This window comes from Pseudomonas paraeruginosa (assembly GCF_003025345.2).
In the GTDB taxonomy this organism is placed as follows: domain Bacteria; phylum Pseudomonadota; class Gammaproteobacteria; order Pseudomonadales; family Pseudomonadaceae; genus Pseudomonas; species Pseudomonas paraeruginosa.
The window spans coordinates 5458281-5476173 of the sequence record NZ_CP020560.1 but is presented as its reverse complement, the minus strand read 5'-3'; the positions used below and the strand labels follow the sequence as shown (position 1 = coordinate 5476173).

At 67.4% G+C, this 17893-nt stretch carries 16 protein-coding genes; 9 read left to right on the top strand and 7 right to left on the bottom strand.

Annotated features, from left to right (window positions below):
* Nucleotide 1: 1 nt before the first annotated feature.
* From B7D75_RS25955 to wapR, 3 genes are all read left to right on the top strand, one after another.
* Entirely contained in the window at nucleotides 2-1423 is a 1422-nt protein-coding gene (locus tag B7D75_RS25955) for a PIG-L deacetylase family protein (protein WP_107114565.1), read from the top strand.
* A 72-nt stretch (nucleotides 1424-1495) separates the two neighbouring features.
* Entirely contained in the window at nucleotides 1496-2452 is a 957-nt protein-coding gene (locus B7D75_RS25950; RefSeq protein ID WP_041025535.1) for a glycosyltransferase family protein, read from the top strand.
* Between the two features lie 162 nt (nucleotides 2453-2614).
* Nucleotides 2615-3499 (top strand): alpha-1,3-rhamnosyltransferase, encoded by an 885-nt coding sequence (gene wapR, locus B7D75_RS25945; protein ID WP_003157001.1) that lies wholly within the window; start codon nucleotides 2615-2617, stop codon nucleotides 3497-3499.
* A gap of 24 nt (nucleotides 3500-3523) precedes the next feature.
* Here the strand turns inward: wapR and B7D75_RS25940 are convergent, their stop codons facing one another.
* Nucleotides 3524-4717, bottom strand: a complete 1194-nt coding sequence (locus B7D75_RS25940) for an O-antigen ligase family protein (RefSeq protein ID WP_107114564.1) — start codon at nucleotides 4715-4717, stop codon at nucleotides 3524-3526.
* A 7-nt stretch (nucleotides 4718-4724) separates the two neighbouring features.
* Nucleotides 4725-5375, bottom strand: coding sequence for a BUD32 family EKC/KEOPS complex subunit (locus B7D75_RS25935; protein WP_058129751.1), 651 nt, complete (start codon nucleotides 5373-5375; stop codon nucleotides 4725-4727).
* Nucleotides 5376-5481: 106 nt separating this feature from the next.
* On the opposite strand from B7D75_RS25935, the gene msbA reads away from it, so the two are divergent.
* The 4 genes from msbA to B7D75_RS25915 all read left to right on the top strand — a co-directional run bounded on the left by msbA (nucleotide 5482) and on the right by B7D75_RS25915 (nucleotide 11435).
* On the top strand, nucleotides 5482-7293 hold the full coding sequence (gene msbA / locus B7D75_RS25930; RefSeq protein WP_034081273.1) for a lipid A export permease/ATP-binding protein MsbA: 1812 nt from the start codon (nucleotides 5482-5484) through the stop codon (nucleotides 7291-7293).
* Nucleotides 7294-7336: 43 nt separating this feature from the next.
* Entirely contained in the window at nucleotides 7337-8761 is a 1425-nt protein-coding gene (gene hldE, locus B7D75_RS25925; protein WP_107114563.1) for a bifunctional D-glycero-beta-D-manno-heptose-7-phosphate kinase/D-glycero-beta-D-manno-heptose 1-phosphate adenylyltransferase HldE, read from the top strand.
* A 127-nt stretch (nucleotides 8762-8888) separates the two neighbouring features.
* The gene (locus B7D75_RS25920; protein ID WP_023443273.1) at nucleotides 8889-10178 is read left to right on the top strand and encodes an acyl-CoA dehydrogenase family protein; all 1290 of its coding nucleotides are present in this window, start codon (nucleotides 8889-8891) and stop codon (nucleotides 10176-10178) included.
* A 48-nt stretch (nucleotides 10179-10226) separates the two neighbouring features.
* Nucleotides 10227-11435, top strand: coding sequence for an acyl-CoA dehydrogenase family protein (locus B7D75_RS25915; RefSeq protein WP_107114562.1), 1209 nt, complete (start codon nucleotides 10227-10229; stop codon nucleotides 11433-11435).
* Between the two features lie 27 nt (nucleotides 11436-11462).
* On the opposite strand, the gene B7D75_RS25910 is transcribed toward B7D75_RS25915, so the two are convergent.
* The 4 genes from B7D75_RS25910 to B7D75_RS25895 all read right to left on the bottom strand — a co-directional run bounded on the left by B7D75_RS25910 (nucleotide 11463) and on the right by B7D75_RS25895 (nucleotide 14927).
* Nucleotides 11463-12380 (bottom strand): hypothetical protein, encoded by a 918-nt coding sequence (locus B7D75_RS25910; protein WP_012077681.1) that lies wholly within the window; start codon nucleotides 12378-12380, stop codon nucleotides 11463-11465.
* Nucleotides 12381-12549: 169 nt separating this feature from the next.
* On the bottom strand, nucleotides 12550-13362 hold the full coding sequence (locus B7D75_RS25905) for an aldo/keto reductase (RefSeq protein WP_003156831.1): 813 nt from the start codon (nucleotides 13360-13362) through the stop codon (nucleotides 12550-12552).
* Nucleotides 13359-14534: an NAD(P)/FAD-dependent oxidoreductase gene (locus B7D75_RS25900; protein WP_058136677.1), complete on the bottom strand. Its 1176-nt coding sequence runs from the start codon at nucleotides 14532-14534 to the stop codon at nucleotides 13359-13361. Before B7D75_RS25900 ends, B7D75_RS25905 begins: the two co-directional genes overlap by 4 nt.
* Nucleotides 14535-14594: 60 nt before the next feature.
* Nucleotides 14595-14927, bottom strand: coding sequence for a DMT family transporter (locus B7D75_RS25895; RefSeq protein ID WP_012077678.1), 333 nt, complete (start codon nucleotides 14925-14927; stop codon nucleotides 14595-14597).
* An 84-nt stretch (nucleotides 14928-15011) separates the two neighbouring features.
* Here B7D75_RS25895 and B7D75_RS25890 point away from each other — a divergent pair, with 84 nt between their 5' ends.
* The gene (locus B7D75_RS25890) at nucleotides 15012-15896 is read left to right on the top strand and encodes a LysR family transcriptional regulator (protein WP_034081279.1); all 885 of its coding nucleotides are present in this window, start codon (nucleotides 15012-15014) and stop codon (nucleotides 15894-15896) included.
* 36 nt (nucleotides 15897-15932) lie between these two features.
* The gene (waaA, locus tag B7D75_RS25885) at nucleotides 15933-17210 is read left to right on the top strand and encodes a lipid IV(A) 3-deoxy-D-manno-octulosonic acid transferase (protein WP_058136679.1); all 1278 of its coding nucleotides are present in this window, start codon (nucleotides 15933-15935) and stop codon (nucleotides 17208-17210) included.
* Nucleotides 17211-17262: 52 nt separating this feature from the next.
* Here the strand turns inward: waaA and B7D75_RS25880 are convergent, their stop codons facing one another.
* A complete protein-coding gene (locus B7D75_RS25880) occupies nucleotides 17263-17862 on the bottom strand; it encodes a helix-turn-helix domain-containing protein (protein ID WP_003155522.1) in 600 nt (199 codons plus the stop codon).
* Nucleotides 17863-17893: the final 31 nt, after the last annotated feature.

Genomic DNA, 17893 nt, shown 5'->3' with positions numbered 1-17893 from the left:
CATGAGCGCGCGCAAACAGCAATTGCTCAAGCGTCATCGGCGCAACAAGCGGATCGGCCTGCTGCTGGCGATGCTGGTGGCGCTGGCCGTCGGCGTGCTGGTCAGCCCCTGGTTGCTGCCGGTTCTCCTGCCGTGCCTGTGGATCGCCCATGAGGCCTGGTTCGCCGATCACCTGTTCTATTCGCCTGGCGAGGACTATCGCTACCGTTTCGATGAGCGGGTCGAGGCCCTGCCGGTGCGCGCGCTGGACGGCGGCAGGCTGCAGGTGGATGGCGAGTTGCGTGCGGACGATACGCTGTTGCTCGGCATTGCCGTGCGTGCCGGCTGGCTGGGACGTTTTCTCGAGCCGGCGGTGCTGATCGAGGGTGGCGCGCAGGTCGATGCGCAAGCTTTCGAGCGTGGCGTGAACGGCCTGCGCTACCTGAACCTGACGGGACTGGCCGAAGCACTGGCCGCAGGCCGGATACGCCTGCGCGGCCGGCATTGCCGGCTGCTCGGCGAGCCGAGCCTGTGGCGCGCGCGGCATCCCGACTACCGCGAGCGGCGGGTGATGGTCATCGCACCGCACGCCGACGATGCCGAACTGGCCGCCTTCGGCCTGTACAGCCAGGCCCGCGAGGCCTGGATCGTGACCCTGACCGCCGGCGAGATCGAGACCGAACACTTCCGGCGCATGGGGCTGGACGGGGTCGCCGCGGCGCGACTCAAGGGCCGCCTGCGCGCCTGGGACAGCCAGGCCGTACCGGCCTGGGGCGGCGTGCCCGCCGAGCGTTGCGTGCAACTGGGCTATTTCTGCCTGCAACTGCCGGCGATGCAGGCCGAGCCGGAGGCCGTGGTGCCTTCGCGCGAGGCCGGCCTGAGCGATACCCGCCCGTTCCGCCAGTTCAATCGCCTGCGCCTGGCCAGCGATACCGACGGTCTGTCCACCTGGCGCAACCTGCTGGCCGACCTGCGCGAACTTATCCTGCTGGCGCGACCCGAGGTCATCGTCCTGCCGCATCCGCATTTCGACCCGCATCCGGACCATGTGCGCGCCCAGCAGGCCGTGCGCGAGGCGCTCGAGGGCCTGGACTGGCAACCGCGGACGCTGCTGCACTATGCCAACCACCTGCACGACAACGATCGCTGGCCGATGGGCGATGCGCACATGGGCGTCAGCCTGCCGCCGCTGACCGAAGAGTGTCCGCCGCTGCTGCCCTGGACGCTGCCGCTGGAGCCGGCGCGCCAGGTGGACAAGGCCATGGCGCTGGGCATGATGCACGACCTGCAGCCCCGTCCACCGTTCAAGCGTCGCCTGCGTCGGCGCCTGCAAGGCTGGCTCGCCGGGCGCCGCTGGCCGGCCTATGGCGAGGACGAGTTCATGCGCAAGGCGGTGCGGCGGCAGGAACTGTTCTGGGTGGAGTCACTGGATGGTGATGCATGATGCTTCGGTCGTACGGCCAGGTATGTTCGAGCCGCCATGCTGTCGCGTGGCGGCCGTGAGGATGAAGGTCTGATGAAAGTTCTGTTTCTGGTGCAGAAAGAGCAGCGTGCGATCCTGGACCGTCTGTACGACGGCATCGCCGCCCACTGCGAATGCGACACCCGTTGGCTGAGCAGCGAAGAGCAGGCCGACCTGCGCGGGTATTTTCGCAAGCATGTGGACGTCTCGCGCTACGACCGGATCCTGTTCTTCCTGCGCTTCAAGAAGGAAATGCGCCAGGTCCGTTTCATCCGCAGCGTGCCCAACCTGGTGATCCTCGAGCACGACGCCTACCAGAACTACATTCCCTGCAAGTACACCGGCAAGTTCAGCGCCCATTACCGGCGCCTGCCCTGGGCGCGGGTGATCAGTTCCGGCCATACGGTCAGCGAGCGCCTGCGCGAGGAGGGCTTCGACGCCGTGTTCGTGCCCAAGGGCTACGACCAGACCCTGCTGCATGACCTGGAGCTCGAGCGCGATATCGAGCTGGCCTTCGTCGGCAGCACCGGCAGCGTGGCCTACAGCGGACGCAAGGCCTTGCTCGACGAACTGGGCAAGGTGGAGAACCTTCTGGTGACCAAGACCAGGTCCGGCGAGGAATACCTGCGGACGCTCAATCGCATCCGCTTCTTCGTCAGTGCCGACGTCGGCATGGGCGAATACATGATCAAGAACTTCGAGGCGATGGCCTGCGGCTGCGTGCTGCTGGCTTTCGACCAGGGCGAGCGGGAAAACGAGGCCCTGGGTTTCCGGGACATGGAGAATATCGTGCTGTACCGCTCGGTGGCGGACATCCAGGAAAAGCTCGCGATATTGCGCCTGGATACGGCCCTTGCCGAGCGGATCGCACGAAGCGGCCAGGCTTTGGCCATCGAACGATTCAGCTTCGCCGCTGTCGGTCAGAGTATCGTCGAGGCCATGCGTCCCGCGTTGCGTGCAGCGGAGAACCCCGGGTGGCTGGAGAGTACCTGGCGGCGTATTTTTACCTGAAGACAGCGGCCGCGAAGAGCCGGGGCTTCAGGCGTGTTTGCTATTGTTCAGCTTGTTTTTCGCGGGCTGGGGGGAGGTGAAAGACCGATGAAGATCGCAGGATCGCTCATGGATGTCTGGCGCTTTGTGTGGGGACGTGAAGGACAATTAAGGTTGTAGATTATGGCGCTCGTCGATGATGGCTCGCAGCCATTGGTTTCCGTGATCATCGCTTCCTATAACCACGAAAAGTACATCGAAGCGAGCATCGCCAGCGTGGCTGCGCAGACGTACTCCAACGTGGAGCTGCTGGTGGTGGACGATGGCTCCAGCGATGGCAGCGTCGAACTCCTGCGCGGCCTCCAGGCGAAGTACGGCTTCGATCTCAGGGTCCAGCAGAACCAGGGGCTGTCGAGAACACTCAACGAAGCGATCGCCAGGGCCCGGGGCGATCTCATCGTGCCTTTCGGCTCGGACGACATCATGTTGCCGCAACGCCTGGAAAAACAGGTGGCGCACCTGCATGGCAAGCCCGAGGTGGGCATCTGCGCGGGCAATATCGAGATCATCGACTCCAATGGCCGGGTCATGCCGGGAAAGGAGCAGCGCAAGCGCGACCTGCCGTTCCGCCGCCTCGACTTCGACGACCTGTTCCTCGATCGCAAGCCGGGACCCATGGCGCCTACCCTGATGTTCCGCCGGGAAGCCCTGGAGAAGGCCGGCGGCTTCGATCCGGACATCCGCCTGGAGGACGTCTACATCGAGCTGGCGGTGACCAGGGCCGGCTATGTCATCGATATTCTCGGCGAAGTCCTGGCCCAGTACCGCAAGCATCCCACCAATACGTACAAGAACGTGCGTTTCATGGTGGACAACGTATTCAAGACCTACAGTCAGTTCAGCGATCACCCCGACTACGAGCAGGTGATCATGCGTTTCCGCAACTCGATGTTCCTCAAGTGCTCGAACCGGGACAAGGTGCTGGCCCGGGAGCTGCTTTCCGGCTTGCCGTTGAAGTACTGGAACGAAAAGACCTTCCGCGGCATCGCGCGGCTGTTCTTCTCCTAGCTCGGATGAACCCGGACCGCCTCCTCAGGAGGCGGTTTCGTTTTTGTCGAGGGCGCTTTTCTGCACCCACAGGGCGTACAGCAGGGCCAATGGAATCCAGATCAGGAACCAGTGCTCCTTGGGGCGGGGCAGGAAGGCGTTGCCTTCCGTGAGGCCGGAAGCCAGGCCGAACATCAGCCAGGTCGAAGCCAGCAGAACGGCGGGAGATTGCCGGTTCTTCCAGGCGAAGGCGAAGGCCAGGGCGTAGATTGCCAGCCACAGCAGGAGACCGATGATCCCACCGGCGAACAGCACCCCCAACTCGATATTGTGCGGATCGGCGAGCAGCATGCCGTTGCTCAGGGCGATGCGCATCGGATGATCGTATCCGTGCCCGAGCCACGGATGCTCGCCGATCTGGCGCAGGGCGTCGGCCCAGATTTCCGGGCGGAAGGAGGCTCCCCTCTGGATGATCGCCTCCGGATACAGAACATAGGCCAATAACGCCCCGGCGACGGCCAGTGCGAGGGCGATGAGGCTTTTTTTCCTGTCTCCGGCCAGGACTAGCCAGACCAGGCTGGCTGCGAGTCCGACCAGGGGGGTCCGCGAGCCGGTAGCCACGAGAAGGCCGCCGAGAACTGCCAGCGAAAGCAGTGGCAAGGGTGCCAGGACGTGGCGAGACTGCATCCAGTAGACCAGCCACAGGGCTGTGAACGCGCCATAGACATGGGCGCTCAGCAATGGATTGTAGAGGGCGCCATAGCCGGTAAGACGTAGCGGACTGGCGTCCCAGTGATACTGAAGCAGGGTTACAACGGCCGAGACGAGCGCTCCCACGGCCGCCAGCCAGGTCGCGGTCCTGAGGCGCCGGGGAGCCTCGAGCGCCAGGATGGCGGCGCAGAAGAACAGGAGAGCGATATACAGAGGGCGCTTGAGCAACGAGCCGGTGGAGTTCTCGGGGGTCGACCAGGAAAGGCTGAGCATCATGTAGCCGCTGAAGGCGAGGAAGGCGATGAACAGCGGCGAGCCGGCCAGCGGGCGAAGCAGTCGTGGTTGCAGTATCACGTACAGCAGCGTCGGCGCCGCCAGCAGGATATAGAAGAGACGGTGGTAGTCGGAGCGGTCGCCGATCCAGAACATACCCGTGAGCAGGGCCAGCCAGCCGAGGGGCAGGACCCAGTGGCTAAGCGCATGGCTGGTGGGGTGGCGAAGGCGGGCCAGTCGGGTGATTGCGAACATTCCTTGCTCAATCCAGTTGCAGTTGCTTGAGTAGCTGCTCGAGTGTCCAGTGGACCTGGCTGCTGCGCAGGTAGGCCTTGAGTACCAGGTGCTGCTTGTCGTCGAGGAACCAGAGGCGGTCCTGCTCGTAGCGCAGCAGGTGCTTGAAGTTGCGGATGCGCTGGGTGGCGCCGAGGGCGCTGCGCTGGACCCGCAGGTCGGCGATGTCGATCAGGCCCATGCGGCCTTCCGGGGTACGCACCACGTTGCCCAGATGCAGCGAGCGGAAATACACGCCCCTGGCGTGCAGCGTGGCGATCAGCTCGCCCAGTTGGGTGCGTACTTCGTCGCCGTGCGCGGGGTCGTTGCGATCCACTTGCCGGAGGGTCTGCCCCGGCAGTGGTTCGTAATGCACCGCGTCGCGCTGGATCTGCGGGATCCGCAGGACGTCCAGCACCTTCGGACAGACGATGTTGCGCCGTGCCAGCTCGCTGGCGTTGCGGGCGAAGCGTTCCGCGTAGGGGAACAGGGCTGCGGAGGAAATCAGTCGCTTGCGGCGAAACAGCTTGAGGAAGGTCCCGTCGCGCAGACGCAGTACCTTGTCCCCATGACCATCGGCTTCCAGCACTTCTGCGTTGTCACGCAACTGCAAGTAGGAGGGGTAGTCTATGACTCGCATGCGAGCTCCTGAACGAACGGCCCGCCATCTTACCCCAACACGCCCCCGGGCGGAGTGATGGACGTCCTGTGCTACACTCCGGGACCTTTTCAGCATGTAAGAAACCATGAGCGATAGTCCTCAGAATCCCGGACCTTCCAGTCTCAAGATCTATTTCCGCCTGTTGGGCTACGTGAAGCCCTACATCGGAATGTTCCTACTCAGCATCGTCGGTTTCCTGATCTTCGCCTCGACCCAGCCGATGCTGGCGGGCATTCTCAAGTATTTCGTCGACGGCCTGTCCAATCCTGACGCGGCTTTGTTTCCGAACGTGGAATGGCCCTGGCTGCGCGATCTGCACCTGGTCTACGCGGTGCCGCTGCTGATCATCCTGATCGCCGCCTGGCAGGGCCTGGGTTCGTTCCTCGGCAACTTCTTCCTGGCCAAGGTCTCCCTCGGCCTGGTGCACGACCTGCGGGTGGCGCTGTTCAACAAGCTATTGGTGCTGCCGAACCGCTATTTCGATACGCACAACTCCGGCCACCTGATCTCGCGCATCACCTTCAACGTGACCATGGTCACCGGCGCCGCCACCGAGGCGATCAAGGTAGTGATCCGCGAAGGCCTGACCGTGGTCTTTCTGTTCCTCTACCTGCTGTGGATGAACTGGAAGCTGACCCTGGTGATGCTGGCGATCCTGCCGCTGATCGCGGTGATGGTGACCACTGCCAGCCGCAAGTTCCGCAAGCAGAGCAAGAAGATCCAGGTGGCGATGGGAGACGTCACCCACGTCGCCTCGGAAACCATCCAGGGTTACCGCGTGGTGCGCAGCTTCGGCGGAGAGGCCTACGAGGAAAAGCGCTTCCTCGACGCCAGCCAGAGCAACACCGACAAGCAATTGCGAATGACCAAGACCGGCGCGGTCTACACGCCGATGCTGCAACTGGTGATCTATGTCGCCATGGCGGTGCTGATGTTCCTGGTGCTGTGGTTGCGTGGCGATGCCTCGGCGGGCGACCTGGTCGCCTATATCACCGCGGCTGGCTTGCTGCCCAAGCCGATCCGCCAGCTTTCCGAGGTCAGTTCGACCGTGCAGCGCGGCGTCGCCGGCGCGGAAAGCATCTTCGAGCAACTGGACGAAGCCCCCGAGGAAGACCGGGGTACCGTGGAGAAGGAACGAGTCGGCGGGCGCCTGGAGGTACGCAACCTGAGCTTCCGCTACCCGGGCACCGACAAGCAGGTGCTGGACGACATCAGCTTCGTCGCCGAGCCCGGGCAGATGATCGCGCTGGTCGGCCGTTCCGGTAGCGGCAAGTCGACCCTGGCGAATCTGGTTCCGCGCTTTTATCAGCACAATGAGGGGCAGATTCTCCTGGATGGCGTCGAGATCGAGGATTATCGTCTGCGCAATCTGCGTCGCCACATCGCCCTGGTGACGCAGCAGGTCACTCTGTTCAACGACAGCGTGGCCAACAACATCGCCTATGGCGACCTCGCCGGCGCTCCGCGCGAGCAGATCGAGCGGGCAGCGAAGGCGGCGAACGCCAAGGAGTTCATCGACAACCTGCCGCAGGGCTTCGATACCGAGGTCGGCGAGAACGGCGTGCTGCTCTCCGGCGGCCAGCGCCAGCGCCTGGCGATCGCCCGGGCGCTGCTCAAGGACGCACCGCTGCTGATCCTCGACGAGGCCACCTCGGCGCTGGACACCGAATCGGAGCGGCACATCCAGGCGGCGCTGGACGAGGTGATGAAAGGACGCACCACCCTGGTGATCGCTCACCGCCTGTCGACCATCGAGAAGGCCGACCTGATCCTGGTGATGGACCAGGGGCATATCGTCGAGCGTGGCAGCCACGCCGAGCTGCTGGCGCAGAACGGCCACTATGCGCGGCTGCACGCGATGGGACTGGATGAGCAGGCGCCGGCGCCTGTCGGCTGATAAACTGGGCGTCTGCCCCGAGAGGTTGTTTTCTGGAGTTCCCATGAAGTTGTCCATGCCCCGTTTCGACCAGGCCCCGGTATTGGTGGTCGGTGATGTGATGCTCGACCGCTACTGGCATGGCGCGACTTCGCGCATCTCGCCGGAGGCGCCGGTGCCGGTGGTCCGCGTCGAACAGCACGAGGACCGTCCCGGCGGCGCCGCCAACGTCGCGCTGAACATCGCCGCGCTGGGCGCCCAGGCCTTGCTGGTCGGCGTCACCGGCCGCGACGAGGCTGCCGACAGCCTGGCCAACAGCCTCAAGGCCGCCGGCGTGGACGCGCGTTTCCAGCGCATCGACAGCCAGCCGACCATCGTCAAGCTGAGGGTCATGAGCCGTCACCAGCAATTGCTGCGGGTGGATTTCGAAGAACCGTTCCGAACCGACGCTGCGGCCCTGGCGCTGGACGTCGAGGCGCTGCTCGACCAGGTCAAGGTGCTGGTGCTGTCCGATTACGGCAAGGGCGCACTGCAGAACCACCAGGTGCTGATCCAGGCGGCCCGGACTCGCAATATCCCGGTATTGGCCGATCCCAAGGGCAAGGATTTCGCCATCTATCGCGGCGCCAGCCTGATCACCCCGAACCTGTCCGAATTCGAGACCATCGTCGGCCGCTGCGCCGACGAGGCCGAGCTGGTCGCCAAGGGCCAGGCGCTGATGAGCGAGCTGGAGCTCGGCGCGTTGCTGGTGACTCGCGGCGAGCATGGCATGACCCTGCTCCGCCATGGCCAGCCGGCCCTGCACCTGCCGGCGCGGGCGCGGGAAGTGTTCGACGTCACCGGTGCCGGCGATACGGTGATTTCCACCCTGGCCGCGGCGCTTGCCGCCGGCGAGGAGCTGCCGTCCGCGGTGGGCCTGGCCAACCTGGCCGCCGGCATCGTGGTCGGCAAGCTCGGTACCGCGGCGATCAGCGCGCCCGAATTGCGTCGCGCGGTGCAGCGCGAGCAGGGTTCCGAGCGCGGCGTGCTGGGCCTGGAGCAGCTGCTGCTGGCGATCGAGGACGCCCGCGCCCACGGCGAAAGGATCGTCTTCACCAACGGTTGCTTCGACATCCTTCACGCCGGCCACGTGACCTACCTCGAACAGGCGCGCGCCCAGGGCGACCGCCTGATCGTCGGGGTCAACGACGACGCCTCGGTCACCCGTCTGAAGGGCGCCGGCCGGCCGATCAACTCGGTGGACCGGCGCATGGCGGTGCTCGCCGGGCTTGGCGCGGTGGACTGGGTGGTGAGTTTTGCCGAGGACACCCCCGAGCGCCTGCTCGAGCAGGTCCGCCCGGACGTGCTGGTCAAGGGCGGCGACTACGGTGTCGAGCAGGTGGTCGGCGCGCAGATCGTCAAGGCCTACGGCGGCGAGGTACGGGTGCTCGGCCTGGTGGAGAACAGCTCGACCACCGCCATCGTCGAGAAGATCCGCCAGAAAGGCTGAGCCTTTCCCCGGCCGGTCCCCCCTGGCGGATGACTGGCTGGCCTGACAACTCCCTTCGGCGAGACGGTCATAGGCGCTGCCCATGCGGCGGCGCATGATCCGGGCATCCCATCCTGCGTGGAGCAAGATGCCCATGAGCACCGATGTACAGGGCCGTGCCCTGGCTGTACTGAACCGCGTCGCCCAGGCCGACTGGCCGGACCGTTTCAATCTCCGCAAACCCTTCGAGAAACTGCTCTACAGCGGCAGCCGCACCGGTTTCCGCCTGGCCAGCGAGCGCTCGGCGAAGCAGACGAAGGGGCCGCGCAAGGCCGATCCGGACGGATTGTTCGACCTGTCTTTCTCCGATGACCAGCAGATGCTGGTGGACATGCTCGAAGGCTTCGCCCTGGAGGTGCTGCGTCCGCTGGCTCATGACGCGGACGCCGAGGCCAGCCTGCCGGCGGAGCTGCTCAACCAGGCGTTGGAGCTGGGCCTGACCCACTACGGCGTGGGCGAGGTGCACGGCGGCATGGCCGGCGAGCGCACCACCGTGACCACCGCGCTGATCGCCGAGGCCCTGGCCAAGGGCGACCTGTCGCTGGCGGCGGCGCTGCTGGTGCCGCTGTCGGCAGCCAACTGCATCCGCCGCTGGGGCAGTCCGTCACAGCAGGCGCAGTGGCTGCCGGCGTTCGTCAGCGAGGAGGGCGCGCCGCTCACCGCCATCGCGGTCAACGAGCCGAGCCTGCTGTTCGATCCGCGCAAGCCGGCCACCCGTGCCCGGCGCAAGGGCAGCCACTACCTCGTTTCCGGGGAGAAATGCCTGGTCCTGCGGGGCCTGGAGGCCAGCCGCCTGATCGTTGCGGCGAACACCGATGACGGCCCCGCGCTGTTCCTGGTGGAGGCTTCGGCCAAGGGAGTCGAGCGGCGTGCCGAACCGGCGATGGGCTTGAAGGCCGGCGGCACCGCCCGGTTGCGCCTGAAAAGCGTCAAGGTGCCGGCGGGCAACCGTCTGGCCGCCGAGCATTTCGACTACCAGGCTTTCCTCGACCACGCGGCCCTGGCCTGGTGCGCCCTGGCGCTGGGCACCGGGCAGGCGGCGCTGGACTACGTGATCGCCTACTGCAACGAGCGCGAGGCTTTCGGCGAGCCGATCAGCCATCGCCAGGGCGTGGCCTTCATGGTCGCCGACATCGCCATCGAGCTGGATGCCATGCGCCTGATGGTCTGGCGCGCCTGCGCCCTGGCCGAGCGCGGCCAGGCGTTCCATCGCGAGGCCTACCTGGCGCGCCTGCTCTGTGCCGAGAAGGCGATGAAGATCGGCACCGACGCCGTGCAACTGCTCGGTGGCCACGGCTTCACCAAGGAACATCCGGCCGAACGCTGGTACCGCGACCTGCGCGCAGTGGCGCTGATGGCCGGCGGCCTGCACCTGTGAACCCGAGCGAGCGCGCGGCCCGCCGCGGCGAGTGAACGAGGAACCGACATGTACCTGGAAACCCCGAAGAAATTCCGCAGCCTGGCCAACCAGGCGTATCAGGTGGCGGAGAACTACTTCCGGCCGATCTCGCGCAAGTACGACAAGGCCGAGCACGCCTACCCGAAGGAGCTGGACCTGCTCGCCGCCCTGCTGGATGGCATGAACAGCGGCTCGCCCGAGGCGGTCGGCGCGACCTCGGCGAGCAAGCGCGCCGGCAGGCAGGTAGAGGAAGGCATCAAGAACGGCGGCAACCTGTCGGCGCTGCTCGGCGTGATGGAACTGTGCTGGGGCGACGTCGGCCTGCTCCTGGCCATGCCGCGCCAGGGCCTGGGCAACGCGGCGATCGCCGCGGTGGCCAACGAGGAGCAGTTGCAGCGCTTCGGCGGTACCTGGGCGGCGATGGCGATCACCGAGCCGGGTTGCGGCTCGGACTCGGCGGCGATCCGCACCACCGCGACCCAGGATGGCGACCACTATGTACTGAACGGAGAGAAGATTTTCGTCACTTCCGGCGAGCGGGCCGACGCCGTGGTGGTCTGGGCCACCCTGGACCGTAACCTGGGGCGGGCGGCGATCAAGTCCTTCGTGGTCGAGAAGGGCACGCCGGGGATGACCGTCACCCGCCTGGAGAAGAAGCTCGGGATCAAGGCTTCGGATACCGCTTCGATCAGTTTCAATGATTGCCGGGTGCCGGCTGCGAACCTGCTGGGCAACGCCGAGGTCGACGTGCAGAAGGGTTTCGCCGGGGTCATGGAGACCTTCGACAATACCCGCCCGCTGGTGGCCGGGATGGCCGTCGGGGTGGCCAAGGCGGCGCTGGACCGGACCCGCGAATTACTGAAGAAGGCCGGCTGCAAGTTCGATTACAGGAAGCCGCTGCTCGTCGTCAGCCACGCCGAGGCGACCCTCTATCGGCTGGAGGCGGAATGGGAAGCGGCGCGCCTGCTGACCCTGAAGGCGGCGTGGATGGCCGACAACAAGCTGCCCAACTCGAAGGAGGCGTCCATCGCCAAGGCCAAGGCCGGGCGGGTGGCCAACGAGATCACCCTGAAGTGCGTGGAGCTGGCCGGCGCCCTCGGCTACGCCGAGGAGGAGCTGCTGGAGAAGTGGGCGCGGGACTCGAAGATCCTCGATATCTTCGAAGGCACCCAGCAGATCCAGCTGCTGATCGTCGCCCGGCGCCTGCTGGGCAAGTCGTCCAGCCAGCTGAAGTAGGTCCGGGCCGGGCGGCCTGGCGTGGCCTCAGGCGCTGGCGCGGTCACGCGCGCCGCCCTGGTCGCCGTCGTCCGAGGGCCACAGCGCCAGCCAGTCGCGGAAGCGGATGCGCTCCTCGCGCACCAGCCAGCCGTCCTGTACGGCGAAGCTCTCGGCCAGCCACAGCCCGCGCGTGCCCGCCGGGCGCAGCTGGCCCTTGCGCAGGGTGAACAGCTCGCCGCTGGGGCGTCCCTGCGCCAGCGGCAACAGGTACAGGTCCGGGCGGCGGCGATCCAGGCGCGCCACCAGCGGACCGCTCTCGAGCCGCTCGTCGACATGGTAGAGGCTCGGCTCGCGCGCATCGCGCGGCAGTTCCAGGCGCATGTCATAGACCAGTTGCAGCGAGGCCGTGGGCAGGTGCACGTAGGCCCGGGGGCGTTCCAGCAGGCGCAGGCTGCCGGCTTGCACCGGGCGGGCGGCGCCGGACAGCGGGGTGAGGACGAAGTGGCTGTTCTCCCGGTAGCGCAGCGAGCCCTGGTAGGGCGTCGGCAGCCAGGTATCGCCGAAGCGCCCGCCGAGCCAGCCGCCGGCGGTCTCCACCAGGCACTCCTCGGCGACCTCCTGGATCGCCGTGAGCAACGGCAGGTTCAATTCGTGCGCCGGCACGTAGCCGGAGATCAGCTTGAGCACGGTATCGCCGCGATCCAGGCGGCGCTGGCGGACCAGCACCCAGTAGTCGCGGCCCTGCCAGTTCAGGGTCAGGCGCACGGAGACGCCGAGATTGGCCAGCTCGGCGACGAAGCGCTGCGGGTCGGCGACCTCGATTCGCCGGCGGCGCCCGAGCATCTGCTGGAAGTTCAGTGGCAGGCCGAGGGCCTGGTAGACCAGGCCGTCCGGGGTGGCCTCCACCAGCAGCGGCAGGGTCTTGAAGGCGGACGGGTCCTTGCGGGCGAGCATTCGGGGCATACGGGACTCCTTCTCGGGTCATCGCGCCGGGGCGGGACGGAGGCTCTCGTTCGATGCACCGGCCACCGGAAGGTGAGGGCGGCAGGCAGGGTTCGGCTCGTTCGGGAGGAACATGGCAACGGAATGCACCGCGAGTGTCAACCCGCGGTTGTTGCAGCCGATGTATCGCTCAGGTCTTTTTCAGGGCTTGCGCGGCCATCGCGACATTATGGGCCAGGTGCAGCGGGTTGATGGTACCGACGATGGCCGCGCCGACGCCGGGCTGGCCGAACACCAGTTCAAAGCTGGCGCGCACCGGGTCCTGGCCGGCGTCCAGGCAGGCATGCCCGCTGGCCAGCGCCTTCTTCACCAGGATGCCCTTGGCGTGGGCGGCGGCGTAGTCGATGACCGGCAATTCGGCACGTTCGGCGAGGTTGTAGGTGACCATCGCGCAGTCGCCCTCGCGCAGGGCCTCCAGGCCGCCCTCTACGGTCTTGCCAGACAGCCCGTAAGCGCCGATCAGGCCCTCGCGCTTGAGCGCGGCGAGGGTCGGGTAGACCTCGCTGTTCTCCAGGATATCCAGGTCGTTGCCGTCGGAATGCACCAGCACCAGCTCGATGTGGTCGGTCTCCAGGCGTTTCAGGCTGCGTTCGACGGAGCGCCGGGTATGCGCGGCGGAGAAATCGAAGTGCGACCGGCCGTCGACGAATTCCTCGCCGACCTTGCTGACGATCACCCAGTGCTCGCGCTGGCCGCGCAACAGCGGGCCGAGGCGCTCCTCGCTGCGCCCGTAGGCTGGCGCGGTGTCGATCAGGTTGATGCCGAGCTCGCGGGCCAGGGCCAGCAGGTCGGCGGCTTCGCGGTCGTCGGGGATGGTGAAGCCGGAAGGGTACTTCACGCCCTGGTCGCGACCGAACTTGACGGTACCCAGGCCCAGCGGCGAGACCGTCAGGCCGGTGTCGCCCAGTGCGCGGTGCAGGTGGTGGAGGGTATCCCTGATCATTGGAAGGCAACCTCCCAGGCCGGCTCGGCGAGCGGCGGACGCGGCAGTTCCGGCAGCGCGACATGCCCGCCGGGGCGGATGCCTTCCTCTTCCAGGCGGGCGCAGACCCGGTCGGCGAAGTCCGGGGCCAGCGCCAGCTTGGTCGGCCAGCCGACCAACAGGCGTCCCTGTTCGGCGAGGAAGGCGTTGTCCGGGCGCAACAGGTTGGACTGCGCCGGCTCGGCGCGATCCACCCGCAGAGTCGCCCACCGCGCCTGGCCGAGGTCGATCCAGGGCAGCAGCTTTGCCAGCTCGCGCCGCGCCTCGGCGATCTGCGCGGCTTCGTCGCGGGCCACGCCATCGGCTTCGGCGATATCGCCGCCGAGGTACCAGACCGCCTGGCCATCGCGGGTCGGATGGGTGGTCACGGTGATCCGTGGCTTCGGCCCTGCGCCCAGGCAGTGGGCGTAGAGCGGCTTCAGGGTCGTCGCCTTGACCATCACCATGTGCAGCGGCCGCCGCTGCATGGCCGGTTGTTCCAGGCCCAGTTCGCGGAGCAGCGCCTGGTTGCCGGCACCGGCGCTGAGCACCACGCGCTGGGCACGGATCTCTCGGCCGTCGACGCGCAAGCCGGCCAGTTCCTCGCCTTCGCGCAGCGCTTCGATGCGCTGGCCGGCGAGCAGGCTGTCGCCGGCCAGTTCCGCCAGGCGACGAATCAGGTCGGGGACGTCGAAGACGATTTCCGTGAGGCGGTAGGCCTTGCCCTTGAACCCCTTGTCGCGCAATGCCGGCGGCAAATCGTCGCCCTTGGCCTGCTCGACCCGGCTGCGCACCGCCTTGCTGGCGAAGAAGCTGGTCAGGCTGCCGGCCAGGCCACCCGGCGACCACAGGTAGTGCGCCTCGGAAAGCAGGCGCACGCCCCGCAGGTCGAGTTCGCCGTCATCGCCGAGGCAGGCGCGCCAGCGCCGCGGCATGTCGGCGATGGCTTCCGAGGCGCCGGTCAGGGCGCCATGCAGAGCGTACTTGGCACCGCCGTGGATGATCCCCTGCGACTTCACGCTCTGCCCGCCGCCGAGGCTGGCGCTTTCCACCAGTACGGTGGCGTAGCCGGCCCGGCGCAGGCGGGCGTTCAGCCAGAGGCCGGCGATACCGCCGCCAACGATGAGGATGTCGGTGGAAAGGGCTTGGGGCATGGGGCTGCCTTATCGGAAACGGAAAGGGCGCAGTATACAACCTGCGCCCGCGACGGTCGTTCAGTGGCCCGAAGCGCGGGAAAACAGCTGGATCACCAGCACGCCGGCGATGATCAGGCCGATGCCGAGCAGGGCGGCCGGGTCCAGGCGCTGGCCGTAGACGAACATCGCAACCAGGCTGACCAGGACGATGCCCATCCCCGACCAGATGGCGTAGACCACCCCTACCGGCAGGGTACGCATGACCAGCACCAGCATGCTGAAGGCGACCACGTAGCCGCCCACCACCAGCAGCAGCGGCAGCGGTTTGCTGAGGCCGGAGACGGCTTTCAGCGAGGTGGTGGCGACCACTTCGGCGGCAATGGCGATGGCGAGGTAGAGATAGGTGGTCATGGCGAGGCCCTCCGGAAATTGTGGCCATTCTAGGGAGCCGGCGGATGGGATAAAGTCGTTACCTATCTGGATTGGAGATAGGTCATGCACTGGAGCCTGGAGCAGATCCGCCTGTTCGTCAGCGTCGCCGAGCGCCAGTCGTTCTCGGCCGCCGCCCGCGAACTGAAACGGGTGCAGTCGGCGGTGAGCAACGGCATCGCGCTGCTGGAGGCGGACCTCGGCGTCACCCTGTTCGAACGCAGCAGCGGACGCCAGCCGCGCCTGACCGACGAGGGCCGGGTGCTGCTGGCGGAGGCGCGCGAGGTGTTGCGCCAGTGCGAGCGCCTGCAGGGGCGCGCGCTGGGGCTGGCGCGCGGTGAGGAACCGCGGCTGCGCCTGGCCCAGGACGAGGCAATGCCCTACCAGCCGGTGCTGGACAGCCTGGAAGCGCTGGCGCAGCGCTTTCCCAGGCTGGAGGTACAGGTGGCCAGCGGCGGCCAGGGCGACGTGACCCGACGTTTGCTCGAGGAGCAGGCTGACCTCGGCCTGCTGTTCCACCACGAGCGCATGCCCGAGTCGCTGGAGCGGCGGCGCCTCGGCAGCGTCGAGATGGTCACCGTGTGCGGCGCCGGCCATCCGCTGGCCGGGCTGCCCCGGGTCAGCCGACGCGAGCTGGCACAGCACCGGCAACTTTTGATCGTGCCCCAGCAGAGCGACTATCCGGGCGGCGAGCAGATCAGCCCGCAGGTCTGGCGACTGGACAGCTTCTATTCCATGGCCGAGCTGCTGATGCGCAACCTCGGCTGGGCCTGGCTGCCGCGGCACGTGGTGCAGTACCCTACCTACGACCGGCTGATGGTCGAGCTGACCAGCGACTGGACGCCGCCGCCACTGGTGGTCGAGCTGGTCTGGCGGCGCAACGAGGTGCTCGGCCCGGCGGCGGCCTGGCTCGGCGAAGCCTTCACCCGCCACCTGCGCGCCATCGGCTGAGCCGGTCGGCGGCAGTTTTTGCTAAGCTGCGCGCCCATGAACCGAACCCTCTATACCCTGCTGTTCCACCTCGGCTTGCCGCTGGTGGCGCTGCGCCTGTGGTGGCGCGCGCGCCAGGCGCCGGCCTACGCCAAGCGCATCGGCGAGCGTTTTTCCCTGTCCTTGCCCGAGGTGCCGCCCGGCGGCATCTGGGTGCACGCCGTCTCGGTGGGCGAGAGCATCGCCGCCGCGCCGATGGTGCGGGCGCTGCTGGAGCGCCATCCGCAGCTGCCGGTCACCGTCACCTGCATGACCCCGACCGGCTCGGAGCGCATCCGCGCATTGTTCGGCGAACAGGTCCGGCACTGCTACCTGCCCTACGACCTGCCGTGGGCGGCGGCACGTTTCCTCGACCGGATACGGCCGCGCCTGGCGGTGATCATGGAAACCGAGCTGTGGCCCAACCACATCCACGCCTGCGCGGTGCGCGGGATCCCGGTGGCGCTGGCCAACGCGCGCCTGTCCGAGCGTTCGGCGCGCGGTTACGCGCGCTTCGCCGGGCTGACCCGGCCGATGCTCGCCGAGCTGTCCTGGATCGCCGTGCAGACCGAGGCCGAGGCCGAGCGCTTCCGTAGCCTCGGCGCACGTCCGGAATGCGTCAGCGTGACCGGTTCGATCAAGTTCGACCTGCGCATCGACCCGCAGTTGCCGGCCGCCGCCGCCGCGCTGCGCGCCGAGTGGGGCGCGACGGCGCGTCCGCTGTGGATCGCCGCCAGTACCCACGCCGGCGAGGACGAGATCGTCCTGGCGGCTCACCGACGCCTGCTGGAAACGCGTCCCGACGCGCTGCTGATCCTGGTGCCGCGCCATCCGGAACGCTTCGCCGGCGTCCACGAGCTATGCCGCCGCGAAGGCTTCGCGACGGTCCGGCGCTCCGGCGGCGAGCCGGTGGAACGCGCGACGCAGGTGCTGCTCGGCGACACCATGGGCGAGCTGCTGTTCCTCTACGCCCTGGCCGACATCGCCTTCGTCGGCGGCAGCCTGGTGCCCAACGGCGGGCACAACCTGCTGGAACCGGCCGCCCTGGGCAAGCCGGTGTTCAGCGGCCCGCACCTGTTCAACTTCCTCGATATCGCCACGCAACTGCGCGATGCCGGGGCATTGGCCGAGGTGGCCGATGCCCCGCAGTTGGCCGACGGGGTGGCGCGCCTGTGGGCGCAGCCGGAGGACGCGGCAGCCATGGCGGCTGCCGGGGAGAGCGTGCTGCGTGCCAACCAGGGCGCCCTGGAGCGGCTGCTGGCAGGGCTGGCGCGGTTGCTCGGGCGCGCCGGTTAGCGTTCGCCCCGTACGGCCTTGCGCGTATCGCATAGCGTCCCGCCAGGGCGTTTCAAAACGTCGGCGGGGTGATCACCCAGAGCACCACGGCATCGCTCTCGCCCGGATTGCCGTAGCGGTGCGGTTCCTGGCTGGCGTAGCTGAAACTGTCGCCCTCGCGCAGTTGGAAGTGGCGCTCGCCGACCCAGAGTTCGAAGACCCCGCTGAGGATGTAGCCGGCCTCTTCGCCCTCGTGGCTGTAGCTCTGCTGGCTGTAGGTGCCCGGCGGGAAGCGCGAGTGGAGGATCTCCAGCTGGCGGCTGGGCTGCGGGCTGAGCAGTTCGTCGATGATGCCGTCTTCGTAATGCACGCTCATGCGCGTGTTGCGCCGTACCACGTAGCCGGCGTCCGCCGGGTCCACCGCGGCCTCGCTGGCGAAGAACCACTGGATGGTCACGCCCAGGCTGCGGGCGATGTTGAACAGCGCCGGAATCGACGGGTACGCCAGGTTGCGTTCCAGCTGGCTGATGTAGCCGGCGGTGAGCTCGCTCTGCGCCGCCAGTGCGGCGAGGGTCAGGCCGCGGCGCTTGCGCAGGCCGCGGATGCGGGTGCCGAGGAAATGCGTTTCGCTGCGCGGCGTGTCGGTGGCGTCCGGCGTTGACGGGCGGGGCATGCGGCGGGGTCCTGGCTGCGTTTGCGGCATT

Excerpts from the sequence above, each read along its gene's own strand:
- B7D75_RS25950 (WP_041025535.1), top strand. The coding sequence starts at position 1,496 with ATGAAAGTTCTGTTTCTGGTGCAGAAAGAGCAGCGTGCGATCCTGGAC.
- waaA (WP_058136679.1), top strand. The coding sequence starts at position 15,933 with ATGAACCGAACCCTCTATACCCTGCTGTTCCACCTCGGCTTGCCGCTG.
- B7D75_RS25920 (WP_023443273.1), top strand. The coding sequence starts at position 8,889 with ATGCCCATGAGCACCGATGTACAGGGCCGTGCCCTGGCTGTACTGAAC.
- B7D75_RS25915 (WP_107114562.1), top strand. The coding sequence starts at position 10,227 with ATGTACCTGGAAACCCCGAAGAAATTCCGCAGCCTGGCCAACCAGGCG.
- B7D75_RS25900 (WP_058136677.1), bottom strand. The coding sequence starts at position 14,534 with ATGCCCCAAGCCCTTTCCACCGACATCCTCATCGTTGGCGGCGGTATC.
- B7D75_RS25880 (WP_003155522.1), bottom strand. The coding sequence starts at position 17,862 with ATGCCCCGCCCGTCAACGCCGGACGCCACCGACACGCCGCGCAGCGAA.
- wapR (WP_003157001.1), top strand. The coding sequence starts at position 2,615 with ATGGCGCTCGTCGATGATGGCTCGCAGCCATTGGTTTCCGTGATCATC.
- B7D75_RS25910 (WP_012077681.1), bottom strand. The coding sequence starts at position 12,380 with ATGCCCCGAATGCTCGCCCGCAAGGACCCGTCCGCCTTCAAGACCCTG.
- B7D75_RS25940 (WP_107114564.1), bottom strand. The coding sequence starts at position 4,717 with ATGTTCGCAATCACCCGACTGGCCCGCCTTCGCCACCCCACCAGCCAT.
- B7D75_RS25895 (WP_012077678.1), bottom strand. The coding sequence starts at position 14,927 with ATGACCACCTATCTCTACCTCGCCATCGCCATTGCCGCCGAAGTGGTC.
- B7D75_RS25905 (WP_003156831.1), bottom strand. The coding sequence starts at position 13,362 with ATGATCAGGGATACCCTCCACCACCTGCACCGCGCACTGGGCGACACC.
- B7D75_RS25955 (WP_107114565.1), top strand. The coding sequence starts at position 2 with ATGAGCGCGCGCAAACAGCAATTGCTCAAGCGTCATCGGCGCAACAAG.
- hldE (WP_107114563.1), top strand. The coding sequence starts at position 7,337 with ATGAAGTTGTCCATGCCCCGTTTCGACCAGGCCCCGGTATTGGTGGTC.
- B7D75_RS25935 (WP_058129751.1), bottom strand. The coding sequence starts at position 5,375 with ATGCGAGTCATAGACTACCCCTCCTACTTGCAGTTGCGTGACAACGCA.
- B7D75_RS25890 (WP_034081279.1), top strand. The coding sequence starts at position 15,012 with ATGCACTGGAGCCTGGAGCAGATCCGCCTGTTCGTCAGCGTCGCCGAG.
- msbA (WP_034081273.1), top strand. The coding sequence starts at position 5,482 with ATGAGCGATAGTCCTCAGAATCCCGGACCTTCCAGTCTCAAGATCTAT.